The following is a 12,137-nucleotide window of genomic DNA, read 5'->3' on the forward strand; positions in this document are numbered from 1 at the left end:
CGCCGGGATTTCCCCGGCGTCCCGCGAAGCCGCAGCGGCCGTTGCGCCAAAAGAATGCCTGCCGTGACGCGGGGCTACGACTCAGCGCTCGACCAGGATCCCGTCCGGGTCGCACCAGATCATCGCGCCGGGCCGGAAGATGACGCGGTCAATCTCCAGTTCCACGTCGCTCTCGCCCGCGCCCGCCTTGGCGCTCTTGCGGGGGTTGCTGCCCAGCGCCTTCACCCCGAGCGGCAGTCCGGCGATGGCCGTCCGGTCACGGATGGCGCCGTTAATGACGACGCCGGCCCAGCCGTTCGCGACGGCGCTTGCCGCGATCAGATCCCCCATCAGGGCCGTGCGCAGCGAGCCGGCGCCGTCGACCACCAGGACGGCGCCGTCCCCGGGGGTGGCGAGGGTGGACTTGACCAGGGCGTTGTCCTCGAAGCAGCGGATGGTCCGGACGGGTCCGCTGAAGTGCGTTTTGCCGCCGAGCGACTGGAACTGCAGGGCCACGGAGTCGAGTTCCTCACCCCGCTCGTCGTAGAGATCGGCGGTATTAACGGCGGATGCAGCCATCGGGTCTCCTCTTGCTGGTGCCAACGGTTTCACCGAGATCCGACGATTTCTCGGAATCATCGAATCTCCGGTCACTAAGCTACTTCTTACTACATGGTGACCAGGTCTGGCCTCCGGGGGCATAGCAACGAGGACCGTTATATCCCGGGTACGGGTTGGGCGCCGGGGCTGCCGGCGGTACGTAGGCCGGAGGGACATAGGCTGGCGGAACATACGGTGCCGGAACGGGCGGCAGGTTTCGAAGCCGTTCAGCCTCTGCCGCAGCCGCGGCTGCGGCAGCAGCTTCCGCCGCTTGGCGGGCAGACTCGGCAGCGGCGGCATCCGCAACGTCTTTCTTTTTCGCGCCAATGACAGTTAGGTGCGCGGTACCGGCGTCGGCAGCCGCGTCCAGCCTGGTCACCATCGCGTTCAGCTGAGCTGCCTTGTAAGCGGCCCAGTGGACGTGGCCTTTGGCTTTCGCGGCGGCCTTGAGTGCGGCAATCGCGGCCAAAGCCGTGACCAGCCCTGCATGGCTTTCATCAAGTTCAGAGACAGCCCCGGCAAGCGGTGCGGCAACGATCAATTCGGTAGTCTTGGCTGCTTGTTCGATCTGCTGGGCGGGCAGGCAGGGTATTTCAGTCGAGTTGAGACCGACACCTCTGGTGCGGGCATCCTCGAACGCCGCGACGACCGGCGGATGAAATTTCCTGTTGGGTTCGAACAAGACAGGAACTCCGAAGCCCATCCGCGCGACCTCAGCGTTGACCAGCTTTCCGCTGGAGTCGAATACGCCAGCCAAGGTTCGGCCGTATTTATCCAGCGGCTCCTCGTCCATTTCCAGCGTGACCTTGGAACCGACGGGCAAGAGCTGCTCAAGAGCTTTCGTGGCCTCCGGACCCATGCACTCGACGGGCGCCTTAGGATCCTTGGTCTCCGGTGTGTCCACGTTGAGCAGCCGGACCGTCTTTTGTTCACCATTTACGGACGCTTCGAAAGTATCTCCGTCAACGACACGAACTACGACTGCCTCGTCACGACTGGAGTTTGTTGCTGGCCCGGCGGCGTTCTGTTGATCGTTGCCCGATCCCGCGTTGCAGCCGCTGAGAGCCATGACGGCGGCGATTGCCAGTCCCACGGTTTTTGTCCGGGCAGCAGCGCCCGACGTTTCTAACAGCAAAATGTATTCCCCCAGGAATGAGTGATGTGTGCTTTCTCCAAAGTGGAGTTCCGCGAATGACATTGACAATACTTCTCCGAGCCGGAAATCGACTTTCGGATTGGCGTTGGATCGTGATCCCCACGATAGTCTGGCTCCACACTGATCTTCAGCGTGCGTCAGCCGTTTCCGGGGGGAACCGAATTACATGAGCCTGTCCGATCTGTCCGGAGCAGCGCCGGACCCAGCCCGCGGCGGCCTCACCGCGGTAAGCCCGGCGGCGGTGGCACTCGCCGAACCCGAACGGGCGGTCCGCCCCGTCTGGGTCACCGGCGTCGTCCTCGTCAATGTGGGCATCAACGCGGCATTCTTCGGCCCCCTCCAGGTGCTCCTCGGCCAGCAGGCCGCCGCGTTCAGCGAGAGCGACAAGGAGGCCATCCTCGCCCTCGTGACGGGAGCCGGTGCTGCGGTCTCCCTTGTGGCCAATCCCTTGTTCGGTGCGTTCAGCGACCGCACCACCTCACGCTTGGGCCGCCGGGTGCCCTGGGTCCTTTTCGGGGCCATCCTCGGCGCCGCGGCCCTCATCGCGCTCGCAGGGGCGCCGAACGTTGCCATCATGGCGCTGCTCTGGTGCCTCGTCCAGGCCGGCTGCAACGGGGCCTATGCCGCCGTTACCGCGGCGATCCCGGACCGCGTCCCCGTGGTCCAGCGCGGCACCGTGGGGGGCCTGGCCGCCATGGGCCAGACGGTCGGCATCCTCATCGGCGCGGTGATCGCCGCAGCGGTAACCGGGAACTTCGCCGTCGGCTACCTGGTCTGCGCCGTGGCGCTGCTCGCCGGCGTCGTGCTGTATTTCTTCAAGAACGACGACGTCCCGCTCCCCGCGGGGGCACGTCCGCCGTTCAGCCTGGCCGGCTTCGCCAAGGGCTTTTGGATTTCCCCGGTGCTCTACCCGGACTTCGCCTGGGCCTGGCTGACGCGGCTCCTGGTGAATATCGGCAACCACATGGTCACCCTTTACCTGCTCTTCTTCCTCAAGGACGCCGTCCATCTGGAGGAGACGCAGGGCATCGCACCGGAGTTCGGTGTGCTGATCCTGACCGGCCTCTACGCCGTGATGGTGATGGTGACCAGTGTGGTCGGCGGCCGGCTGAGCGACCGGATGGGCAAGCGGAAGCCGCTAGTGATCATCTCCTCGGTCATCATCGCGGCGGCCTCTCTGATTTTGGCATTCGCGCCGAACTGGACCGGGGCCCTGCTGGGCGCCTCGGTGCTGGGCATTGGCTTCGGCTGCTACCTGGCGGTGGATTTCGCCCTTATCACCCAGGTGCTTCCGACGTCACTGAGCCGCGGAAAGGACCTGGGCGTCCTCAACGTCGCCAACTCCCTGCCCCAGGTGCTCGCTCCGCTCATCGCCTTCCCCTTCGTGACGATCTGGGGAGGCTACGTTTCGCTGTACGTGGCGGCTGCCGTGATTGGGCTGCTGGGGGCGGTCTTTGTGGTCAAAATCAAGGGCGTCGACTAGGCCCCGGACCCGCCCCGGGGTGGCTCCGGACGGTCGCCGCTGGCACTGTTTGTGACTCGCTTCCGGCCCGGGGGCGTGGCGTATAGTTGACGGGAATTGCCGCGGCAGTGCTGTGGGGGATCGCTCCCGGCTGCCGAGAAAACCGACCACGGAACGCTGCTGATGCCTGAATTTCACTCAGAACTTCCACCGATGGCCCCTCCGCCCACCCTGCCCCGGCAGCGGCTCCGCTACACCCGGATCCTCGACGTCGCCGCCGGGTTCGCCCGCAAGGGCCTGGACTCCGTGGTCCTCTCCGAAGTCGCTGCCAAGGCCGATGTTCCGCTGGGCACCCTGTACCGGTATTTTCCCTCCGCCACCCAACTGATGCTGGCGCTCTACCGCAAGCAGTTGGCCGAACTGCACGCAGCCAACGTCCCGGCAGCGCCAGGGGCCAGCGCAGCCTCCGCCTCCGCGACTGGCGCCCCTGTCGCCGCCACCTCGGCCGCGGGCACTTCGGCCGCGGGCACCGTTGGCGGCGCCGGCGTCGCCGGAGCACGCGCGAAGAAATCCGCGGCACGAACCGCGAAGCCGCCCGCAGGGAACGCCGGGGGCGACGTGCCGGCCCACGCGCTCGTCGGCGTGGTGATGGAGATTTTCCACATGCGCCTCATGCAGCCTGCCGTGGAGCAGTGCCTGAACCGGGCCGTCTACACCAAGGACACGGACACCACGAAGCTGCTCCGCGAGATCGACTCCACGGCCGAGAAGGCCGTCACGGCCGTGAGTGGCGACGCCGCCATTTCCCGGGTCCTGCTGTTGACCGTCACTGGACTGGTCCAGTCCGTCCGGTGCCGGCGGCTGTCCCTCTTCGAGGCCGAGGAAGACCTCAAAAAGGCGTGCTTTCTGCTGACATGCACCCGCCGGTCGGCGTAACTGGTCTAGACCAATCAGATAATTTACTGGGCGGTAGCGGCGCTTTTCGGCGCCCCGGGCCATAAATAACGTTGGATAAACGTTTCACCAGAAACTGGAGTATGTCGTGGGACACCTCACGGCCGGCCCGTTTTGTTTACCATTGCAGAACCGGGGCGGCCCCAGCCGCCTGCAGTACCCGGAGCTTCGCCGCAGACCCACCAACCCTGGGCCGCTGCCGACGTTCCCCAGACCATCTTGAGCATCACTGTGCTTGAGCTTCCATGTGCCGTACGCCCACGGTGAGCCCCAGGAGACAACGAAGTGTCCACTGAAACGATTAACCCCACCGACGCCACGTCCGAGCCCGTAGCAGCGCTCAGCGACGAGGAAATTTTCGCATCCCACCAGGGCGGCAAGCTTTCCATTTCCAGCACCGTCCCGCTCGCCAGCAAGCGCGACCTGTCCATTGCGTACACGCCCGGCGTCGCCCAGGTCAGCCGCGCCATCGCGGCCAACCCGGAACTCGCCAAGACCCTCACCTGGGCCCAGCGCCTCGTGGTCGTCGTCAGCGACGGCACGGCGGTCCTCGGCCTCGGTGACATCGGAGCCAGCGCCTCGCTGCCGGTGATGGAGGGCAAGTCGGCCCTGTTCAAGGCCTTCGGCGAGCTCGACTCCATCCCGCTGGTGCTCAACACCACCGACGTCGACGAGATCGTGGAGACCCTCGTGCGGCTGCGCCCGAGCTTCGGCGCCGTCAACCTCGAGGACGTTTCGGCGCCGCGATGCTTCGAGCTTGAAGAAAAGCTCATCGAGGCCCTCGACTGCCCCGTCATGCACGACGACCAGCACGGCACCGCCGTCGTCGTCCTCGCAGCCCTGACCGGAGCCGCCAAGGTGACCGGACGCGGGCTCGAGAAGCTGCGCGTTGTCGTCTCGGGCGCCGGTGCCGCCGGAATCGCCGTCGCGCAGATGCTGCTCACCGCCGGGATCAGCGACGTTGTGCTGCTGGATTCCCGCGGCGTCATCAACAGCGAGCGTGCGGACATCGCCGCCGATCCCACCAGCAAGAAGGCCCAGCTGGCCAAGAGCGGCAACCCGCGCGGCGTCTCCGGCGGACCCGCCGACGCCCTGCTGGACGCGGACGTGTTCATTGGGGTCTCCTCCTCGCAGCTGGCCGAGGAACACCTCAAGCTCATGAGCCAGGACTCGATCGTGTTCGCCCTGTCCAACCCGGATCCCGAAGTCCTGCCCGAGGTCGCACGCCGGTACGCCGCCGTCGTCGCCACAGGCCGCAGCGACTTCCCGAACCAGATCAACAACGTCCTTGCGTTCCCCGGCATCTTCCGCGGAGCTCTCGACGCCGGCGCCCGCCGGATCACGCCGGCAATGAAGCTGGCTGCGGCCCGCGCCATCGCCGAGCTGGCCGATGAGGACCTTTCCGCCGACTACATCGTCCCCAGCCCGCTGGACCCGAGGGTGGCGCCGGCAGTGTCCGCCGCCGTCGCCGCGGCGGTTGAGGCCGAGTAGCCACAGCTGAACAGACGACGACGGCGGCGCTTCCTTGGGGGATGCGGCGCCGTCGTCGTCTTTGTGCTGGCTGCGGACCCGGCCTGTGTCCCGTGGTCAGGGGCGAGCCCGGACCACGGGCCTTCGCGCCCTAGACTGGGGCGATGAACCCCGAGACTGTTGTGACGATCCTGTGCGGCCTCGCCATCCTGGTGGGCGTGGCCGGTACCGTCATCCCCGTATTGCCCGGCAGCATCCTGATCGGACTGAGCCTGCTGGCCTGGGCCATCTGGGGCGGCGCCGGAACCACCGGCTGGGTGGTGTTCGCGATCGGCATGGTCTTCGTCCTGGCCGGAATGGCCGCCAGCGCGGTCCTGACCGGCCGCAAACTCAAACAGCACAGCATTCCCAGCCGCTCGGTGGTGGCCGGGCTGGTCTTCGGTGTCGTGGGGATGTTCATCATTCCGGTGGTGGGCCTGTTCGTTGGTTTCGCCGCCGGCCTGCTGCTCAGCGAACTGCACCGCACGCGGGCTATCGGTACAGCCGCGGCCTCCAGCTGGGCCGCCTTGAAGGCCACCGGGCTGGGAATGATCGTCGAGTTCGGACTTGCCTGCCTCGCCGGCAGCGCCTGGGTCATTGGCCTGTGGATTTCGGCCGCGTCCTGACCTGCCCGCGGCCTCCCCGCGCCTACTAGCATGGATATATGAGCGCCGGACCAGGAGATTCCGAACCCCGCCCAGCCCTGTACCGCGACTTGCGCGACCTGGCGCCGTTCCGCACGCCGATCATCCGGACGCCTGTCCGCGGCCTCGCTGAGGGCGTGGGCGGTGCGGTCTCCGGAGTCCTGGCAGGACGGACCCGCGGCGCCTTGCCCGTGGAGGGCGGCGCGCCGCGGCTTGGCAAAGTGGGCGGCAGGGCGCCGGGCAAGGCGGCGAAGGCCGTGCACGCCGCCATCTTCGGCAACTCCGAACCGAACCAGCTGATCGCCCTGGCGCGCACCTACCCCGGGTGGGCCGGGCTGTGCTACCTGATGGCCGGGCTGCAGAGCTACGCCCACGGCAGCCACCTGCGCGCCGCCGAACTGCTCCAGCGCGGGATGCTGACCAGTAACGACGACGACGCGAACCGCTATGCCTCCACCTACCTGGCCCGGGTCATCACCCGGGTGGCCGTCGCCGAGCGGGTCGATGTTCCGGTCCTGTTCAGCGAGGAGGCGGTGTTCCTGGCGCTGTCCCACTCGCTGCGCGAGACCGGCCAGGGAGAGACCGCCCTCGCAGCACTGACCGGACTGCCGCCGTCGTTGCCCATGGCCCTGGCGCGCTGCTCACTGGCCGCCGCGCTGGGACGGCATGATGAAGTCGTGGCCGACACTGAAGGGCTGCTCAACGGGGATGACCTTTCGGCGGCGTTGCTCCTGGTCCGGGCCCGCTCGCTGCGGAAAATGGGTGCCAATACGGCCGCCCGTTCCGCCCTGCAGGAGGTCCTGCGCCGGCGCGCGACCGACTTCACGCTCCGCAGCGATGCCATGACGGACCGGGCGCTCCTGCTGCTGGACAACGGACGGAAGGCGCTGAACCGGCTCGAGTGGCAGCACCGCCAGTCCGCCGACCTGGAGACGGTCCGGGCCATCCGCAAGGACGCGGAACTGCATGAGCTCTGGGACCGCGAATACGGCCGGGCGGACGACGACTGAACCAGGACCCGGCGTTCCGCCGCGCATTCAACGACCCTTGCGGGCCCCGGAAGCAGGGAGTAGAACCGAGGCATGAGAGATGCGGCAGCGCGCTGGATGCAGCACTACATCACGGCCTGGACCTCGAACGACCCGGAGGACATCAGGGCGCTGTTCACCGAAGACGCCGTGTACTGCACCCGCCCGGATGATCCCGAGGCTTGGACCGGGCGCGAGCAGATCGTGGAGCGCTGGATCGCCGGCCAGGATGTGCCGGGGGACTGGACGTTTGAGTGGAAACTACTCGGCGTCGACGGCGGCAGGGCCTTCGTGCAGGGCCGCACCGACTACCGCGGCGACAGCCGGAGCTACGATAACCTCTGGATCATCCAGCTCGCGGGCGACGGCCGCGCCACAGCGTTCACCGAGTGGTACATGCCGCGCACCGCGGCCGGCTGAGGTTCAGCCGCGGGACAGGGCCTGGCCCAGGAGCGGCACCAGCTGCTCGGACAGCAGGACAGCGCCCAGGGCCACCATGATGATGCCGCTGGTGAGCGTCACTTTCCGCGCCGCTCCGGGCCGGGAGTGCAGCAGTCTGCGCGCCAGCAGGGCAACGCAGCTGTAGACCACGGCGACGAGGAGCACAAAGGTCAGGCCGAGGAGGCCGGACTGTACCGGCACCGGCAGGGACGCCTCGGGGCTGACAAACTGCGGCACCAGGGCCACGTAGAAGAGCAGGCCCTTGGGGTTGATGCCGCTGGTCCCCATGCCCTGCAGGAAGGTCCGGAACTGGTTCGCAGGTGCCCGCAGCTCCGCGCTGCCGAAACTCGCCCCGCGCCACGTCCGGATGGTCGTCACCCCGAGCCACAGGAGGTAGGCCGCGCCGGCCACCGTCAGCCATCCGAGCATGCCAGGGACCCCGGTGAGCAGGGCGGCCAGCCCCGCGACCAGCAGTACTGTGTGCAGCACGTAGCCCCCGCAGAGTCCCGCGACTGCGGGCACAAAGCTGCGCTGCTTCAGGCCTGCGGTGATGGAATACGCCCAGTCCACCCCCGGCGTGCAGGCAAGGGCGCCGGCAACCACCAGAAAGGCGAGGAAAAGCTGGGGATTCATGGCGGCCTCCTGAGGTGTGGGTACGAGAAAAGTCTAGGGAAATATCCGCCGGAAGTGTTCCCTCTTTTCGCGGAGAAATGCCGCACGAGGGTAAGATTATTGCGTGATTGACCACTTGGACAGAAGTATTTTGCGTTACCTCAAAGAGGATGGCCGGATGACTGCGACGGCGCTTGCCGCGAAGGTGGGGTTGACCGTGGCGCCCTGCCACAGGCGGCTCCGCGATCTGGAGTCCTCCGGTGTCATCCGCGGCTACCGGGCCGACATCGATCCGTCCGCCCTCGGGCTCGGATTCGAGGCGATTGTCTTCGTCACGCTGCGCCAGGTGGACCGGGCAACGATGGAGATCTTCGAGAACCGCGTGGCGGCCAACCCGAATATCGTCGAGGCGCAGCGGCTGTTCGGTTCCCCCGACTACCTGCTGAAGGTCATCGCCGAGGACCTGCCCGCCTACCAGCGCTTCTACGACAGCGAGCTGACCTCGCTGCCCGGCGTCGAACGGCTCACTTCGACGCTGGTGATGAAAAACCTGAAATCCAATACCGGCCCGCCGGTGTAAACCTCTCCGGTGCCCGACGCTCAGGCGCCCAGCAGGCCCGTGGTCCGGTAGGGGATGACCTCACGCAGGAACATGCTCGTGGAGGTCCGCACGATCCCGGGGCACAACCTGATTTCCTCGGAGACCCGGTACAAGTCGTCCGGGCTTTTCGCCACGACCCGGATCAGAAGGTCCGTCTCGCCGGCCGGGGCGTGGCATTCCAGCACCTCCGGGATGTTCCGCAGCGCAGCGATCGCCTCGTTCAGGTGGCTCTGGTCCAGCTCGGCACTGACCGACGCCGCGACGCCGCGGCCCAGCGCGGAGGGCAGCACCCGGCTGCTGTTCGGTCGGAGCGCGCCCGAGGCCGTCATCCGCTCCAGGCGCGACTGCACGGTGCCGCGGGCCAGGCCCAGTTTCTGGGCCAGGACCATGATGGGCAGCCGGGGATCCTGGTCGAGGGCGAGGAGGATTCGCCGGTCCGTCGCGTCGAGTTCCTGCAATGTGACCACTTCCTGTACGTCGTCGCGGCCGGACTTGATCAGATTGACCAGTGTAAGCCGGGTCCGTTGCACCAACTGTAGGACTTCTGTTGAAATAGTGACAACAAAGGGACGAAGGCCACCGCCGGATCCCAACGGCTACAAGTACCCCGGCACACCACCCGGACCTTGGATGAGGCTTCCCGCAAGGAACCCGCCCGCTGATTGACTCTTGTTCACACCATCGTCTTTCCGCACCAATCTCCGCATTCGCAGTGCCATGGCCCGGAGCAACGCCCCGGGTCCGGCACGGCAAGAGCCCCTGAGCCACCGACGTCGGATTTCCGAAGTCATCGGTAGCTGAGGGGCTCTTGTGCTGTTTGAGGGGGCGGGGGTGGCTGCGCATAGGCTGGTGCCATGACTCCTGCCGGCCGTTTCGCCCCCAGCCCCTCCGGCGAACTGCACGTCGGCAACCTCCGCACGGCCATCCTCGCCTGGCTCTTCGCCCGGTCCACCGGCCGGCGGTTCCTGATGCGGGTTGAGGACCTGGACAGGGCCCGCGCCGGTGCCGAGGCGGAGCAGCTCCGGGACCTGGCCGCGATCGGCATCACGTGGGACGGCGGCATCGTCCGCCAGGCCGACCGCGAGCCCTTCTACGCCACGACAATCGCCGGGCTGACCGCGGCGGGCCTGACCTATGAGTGTTTCTGCACCCGCCGCGAAATCCAGGAGGCGCCGTCCGCGCCGCACGCTCCGCAGGGTGCCTACCCGGGCACCTGCCGGAATCTGTCGCAGGCGGAACGCGCGGCCAAGCGCGCTGTCCGGCCGGCGGCGGTCCGGCTCCGGTCCGCCGTGACCACTGCGACGGTGCAGGACGTGCTGCACGGCAGCTACACCGGCGTGGTGGATGACTTCGTGCTCCGCCGCAATGACGGCGTGACGGCCTACAACCTCGCCGTTGTGGTGGACGACGCCGCCCAGGGCATCGACCAGGTGGTCCGCGGCGACGACCTGCTGCCCTCCACGCCCCGGCAGGCGTACCTCGCCGCCCTCCTGAATATGCCTCTACCGGAATATGCACATGTTCCGCTCGTGCTGAACGCCGACGGCGCCCGGCTGGCCAAGCGCGACGGTGCGGTCACGCTCGCGGACCTCTCGGCCGCCGGCAGTCCGGTCGGTCAGGTGCGGGACGTGCTGCTGGCATCCCTGGGACTGCCGGCCGGTCCGCTGGAGCAGGCACTCGCCGTGTTTGACCCCGCCGCGCTGCCGCGGGAGCCATGGATCTGGCCGGGGATGGCCGGGCCGGACGCGTAGGCTGGAAACATGTCAGAACCAGAGTTCAGGGAAGCGCGCAGCCCGCAGCCGAGTTTTACCGTCGAGACAGCAAAGATCCTCGCCGAAGTGGCCCACAACCGCCAGAAGGACAAGCTCAAGCGGCCCTACCGCGAGCACGTGATCGCCGTCGGGGATGCCCTGGCGGACTTCGACGACGACATCAGGATCGCCGGCTACCTGCACGACATCGCCGAGGACACCCCGATGACCCGGCAGGCGCTTCTGGACATGGGCGTCACCGAGCGGGCCGTGGACATCATCGAGCGCGTCACCAAGCGCCTGCACGAGAATCCGGACGACTACCAGGCCGGCATCCGCTACATCGCCGAGGACCACGACGCCACCCTGGTGAAAATCGCGGACAACGCGCACAACTCCCTGCCGGAGCGAGTCAGGGCACTGGCCGAGAAGTGGCCGGACAAGCCGCCGGTCACCCGCTATAACGAGGCCCGTCCGGTGCTCTATGCCGCGGTTCCGGTGGAGGAAACCCGGAAAATCCTGGCCCGGATCAACCCGTGGCTGCTGGAGGAACTCGACGATCTGCTCGACGAGGCGGACGACACCGACTACGAAAACCTCTCCTATGACGATGCCTCGGAGGGCGGAACATCCGTTTCGGAACCGGCGGAAGCCCCCGCCGCGGCCCCCGAGTCCGAGCCGCACCGGGACTGAGACTGAGCCGGGACTGGACTCACCCGCCACAGCAGGCCGATGTAGGCGAGATCGAAGATGCTGCAGAGGACGCCGACGCCCAGGATCAGCGGCGAGTTGCCGTACCAGCCGAACACTATGGTGGGTGCAAGGGTCCCGATCCACTTGGCCACTGCGATCAGCATGGTCTGGCCGCGGGGTCCCTGGCGGGCAACAAACAGGGCGATGAACAGCCCGGACATCAGCAGATTCTGCAGGAACGCCGCGTAGCGCGGCGCGTCCTCCCAGCCGAACTCGACCACGAACAGGCCCTGCACCGCGAAGGGCGTGGCGCCCAGCAGGAGCGCCCAGCCGATGAAGAGCCTCCGCGTCACCCAGCCCGGCAGCTCGGAGCGGCCGAACCTGAGGAAGGTGTACACAATCACGACGTCGGCGAGTGCCCACGCGATGTTGAAGACCCCCTGGGTGGAGATTCCGGTCGCAACGGAGCGGGCGGCATAGATGGTCTCCCAGGCGAAGTTGAGCCCGAGCGCCGCGGCCGGGATCGCGTAGCTTCTGTCCCGGAACCCGATCCGGATGGCATCGATGTAGACCGCGGTCCAGGCGAGGCCGCTCACAATCGTCAGGAACAGGACCATGATTCCTCCCGGACTCTGTGCTCGAAGCAACGCGGGGTCATTTCCGGCCCAGCCCGGGGCCCAGGATGGGCGATATCTGGCCCCGCGTTG

The 12,137-nt window shown here is 67.3% G+C and carries 14 protein-coding genes; 9 read left to right on the forward strand and 5 right to left on the reverse strand.

Annotation, left to right across the window (positions count from 1 at the left end; all coding sequences use genetic code 11):
- Window positions 1–81: 81 nt before the first annotated feature.
- Together rraA and ABIC21_RS16815 are read right to left on the reverse strand one after the other, a co-directional pair.
- Window positions 82–558, reverse strand: coding sequence for a ribonuclease E activity regulator RraA (rraA, locus tag ABIC21_RS16810; protein WP_354351525.1), 477 nt, complete (start codon window positions 556–558; stop codon window positions 82–84).
- A 79-nt stretch (window positions 559–637) separates the two neighbouring features.
- A complete protein-coding gene (locus ABIC21_RS16815; RefSeq protein ID WP_354351526.1) occupies window positions 638–1,777 on the reverse strand; it encodes a thermonuclease family protein in 1,140 nt (379 codons plus the stop codon).
- Between the two features lie 124 nt (window positions 1,778–1,901).
- Between ABIC21_RS16815 and ABIC21_RS16820 the strand changes: the two genes are divergently transcribed.
- From ABIC21_RS16820 to ABIC21_RS16845, 6 genes are all read left to right on the forward strand, one after another.
- Window positions 1,902–3,218 (forward strand): MFS transporter, encoded by a 1,317-nt coding sequence (locus ABIC21_RS16820; RefSeq protein ID WP_354351527.1) that lies wholly within the window; start codon window positions 1,902–1,904, stop codon window positions 3,216–3,218.
- Between the two features lie 192 nt (window positions 3,219–3,410).
- On the forward strand, window positions 3,411–4,133 hold the full coding sequence (locus ABIC21_RS16825; RefSeq protein WP_354351528.1) for a TetR/AcrR family transcriptional regulator: 723 nt from the start codon (window positions 3,411–3,413) through the stop codon (window positions 4,131–4,133).
- 303 nt (window positions 4,134–4,436) lie between these two features.
- Window positions 4,437–5,642, forward strand: coding sequence for an NAD(P)-dependent malic enzyme (locus ABIC21_RS16830; RefSeq protein ID WP_354351529.1), 1,206 nt, complete (start codon window positions 4,437–4,439; stop codon window positions 5,640–5,642).
- 143 nt (window positions 5,643–5,785) lie between these two features.
- Complete coding sequence (locus ABIC21_RS16835) at window positions 5,786–6,286, forward strand: DUF456 domain-containing protein (protein WP_354351530.1); 501 nt, start codon at window positions 5,786–5,788, stop codon at window positions 6,284–6,286.
- Between the two features lie 38 nt (window positions 6,287–6,324).
- Window positions 6,325–7,314 carry a hypothetical protein gene (locus ABIC21_RS16840; protein ID WP_354351531.1) on the forward strand — a complete coding sequence of 330 codons (990 nt, stop codon included), beginning with the start codon at window positions 6,325–6,327 and terminating at the stop codon, window positions 7,312–7,314.
- Window positions 7,315–7,386: 72 nt separating this feature from the next.
- Window positions 7,387–7,752, forward strand: coding sequence for a nuclear transport factor 2 family protein (locus ABIC21_RS16845; RefSeq protein ID WP_354351532.1), 366 nt, complete (start codon window positions 7,387–7,389; stop codon window positions 7,750–7,752).
- Window positions 7,753–7,755: 3 nt separating this feature from the next.
- On the opposite strand, the gene ABIC21_RS16850 is transcribed toward ABIC21_RS16845, so the two are convergent.
- The gene (locus tag ABIC21_RS16850; RefSeq protein ID WP_354351533.1) at window positions 7,756–8,406 is read right to left on the reverse strand and encodes a LysE family translocator; all 651 of its coding nucleotides are present in this window, start codon (window positions 8,404–8,406) and stop codon (window positions 7,756–7,758) included.
- A gap of 103 nt (window positions 8,407–8,509) precedes the next feature.
- On the opposite strand from ABIC21_RS16850, the gene ABIC21_RS16855 reads away from it, so the two are divergent.
- Entirely contained in the window at window positions 8,510–8,965 is a 456-nt protein-coding gene (locus ABIC21_RS16855; RefSeq protein WP_354351534.1) for an Lrp/AsnC family transcriptional regulator, read from the forward strand.
- A 20-nt stretch (window positions 8,966–8,985) separates the two neighbouring features.
- On the opposite strand, the gene ABIC21_RS16860 is transcribed toward ABIC21_RS16855, so the two are convergent.
- Complete coding sequence (locus ABIC21_RS16860) at window positions 8,986–9,444, reverse strand: Lrp/AsnC family transcriptional regulator (RefSeq protein WP_354351582.1); 459 nt, start codon at window positions 9,442–9,444, stop codon at window positions 8,986–8,988.
- 396 nt (window positions 9,445–9,840) lie between these two features.
- Between ABIC21_RS16860 and gluQRS the strand changes: the two genes are divergently transcribed.
- Both gluQRS and ABIC21_RS16870 read left to right on the forward strand, forming a co-directional pair.
- Window positions 9,841–10,737, forward strand: a complete 897-nt coding sequence (gene gluQRS / locus ABIC21_RS16865) for a tRNA glutamyl-Q(34) synthetase GluQRS (protein ID WP_354351535.1) — start codon at window positions 9,841–9,843, stop codon at window positions 10,735–10,737.
- 9 nt (window positions 10,738–10,746) lie between these two features.
- Complete coding sequence (locus ABIC21_RS16870) at window positions 10,747–11,430, forward strand: HD domain-containing protein (RefSeq protein ID WP_354351536.1); 684 nt, start codon at window positions 10,747–10,749, stop codon at window positions 11,428–11,430.
- On the opposite strand, the gene ABIC21_RS16875 is transcribed toward ABIC21_RS16870, so the two are convergent.
- A complete protein-coding gene (locus ABIC21_RS16875; protein WP_354351537.1) occupies window positions 11,340–12,047 on the reverse strand; it encodes a transmembrane-type terpene cyclase in 708 nt (235 codons plus the stop codon). The genes ABIC21_RS16870 and ABIC21_RS16875 overlap by 91 nt on opposite strands.
- Window positions 12,048–12,137: the final 90 nt, after the last annotated feature.

The organism is Pseudarthrobacter sp. PvP090 (assembly GCF_040547365.1).
Taxonomy (GTDB): domain Bacteria; phylum Actinomycetota; class Actinomycetes; order Actinomycetales; family Micrococcaceae; genus Arthrobacter.

Excerpts from the sequence above, each read along its gene's own strand:
- rraA (WP_354351525.1), bottom strand. The coding sequence starts at position 558 with ATGGCTGCATCCGCCGTTAATACCGCCGATCTCTACGACGAGCGGGGT.
- ABIC21_RS16815 (WP_354351526.1), bottom strand. The coding sequence starts at position 1,777 with ATGTCATTCGCGGAACTCCACTTTGGAGAAAGCACACATCACTCATTC.
- ABIC21_RS16820 (WP_354351527.1), top strand. The coding sequence starts at position 1,902 with ATGAGCCTGTCCGATCTGTCCGGAGCAGCGCCGGACCCAGCCCGCGGC.
- ABIC21_RS16825 (WP_354351528.1), top strand. The coding sequence starts at position 3,411 with ATGGCCCCTCCGCCCACCCTGCCCCGGCAGCGGCTCCGCTACACCCGG.
- ABIC21_RS16835 (WP_354351530.1), top strand. The coding sequence starts at position 5,786 with ATGAACCCCGAGACTGTTGTGACGATCCTGTGCGGCCTCGCCATCCTG.
- ABIC21_RS16840 (WP_354351531.1), top strand. The coding sequence starts at position 6,325 with ATGAGCGCCGGACCAGGAGATTCCGAACCCCGCCCAGCCCTGTACCGC.
- ABIC21_RS16845 (WP_354351532.1), top strand. The coding sequence starts at position 7,387 with ATGAGAGATGCGGCAGCGCGCTGGATGCAGCACTACATCACGGCCTGG.
- ABIC21_RS16850 (WP_354351533.1), bottom strand. The coding sequence starts at position 8,406 with ATGAATCCCCAGCTTTTCCTCGCCTTTCTGGTGGTTGCCGGCGCCCTT.
- gluQRS (WP_354351535.1), top strand. The coding sequence starts at position 9,841 with ATGACTCCTGCCGGCCGTTTCGCCCCCAGCCCCTCCGGCGAACTGCAC.
- ABIC21_RS16870 (WP_354351536.1), top strand. The coding sequence starts at position 10,747 with ATGTCAGAACCAGAGTTCAGGGAAGCGCGCAGCCCGCAGCCGAGTTTT.
- ABIC21_RS16875 (WP_354351537.1), bottom strand. The coding sequence starts at position 12,047 with ATGGTCCTGTTCCTGACGATTGTGAGCGGCCTCGCCTGGACCGCGGTC.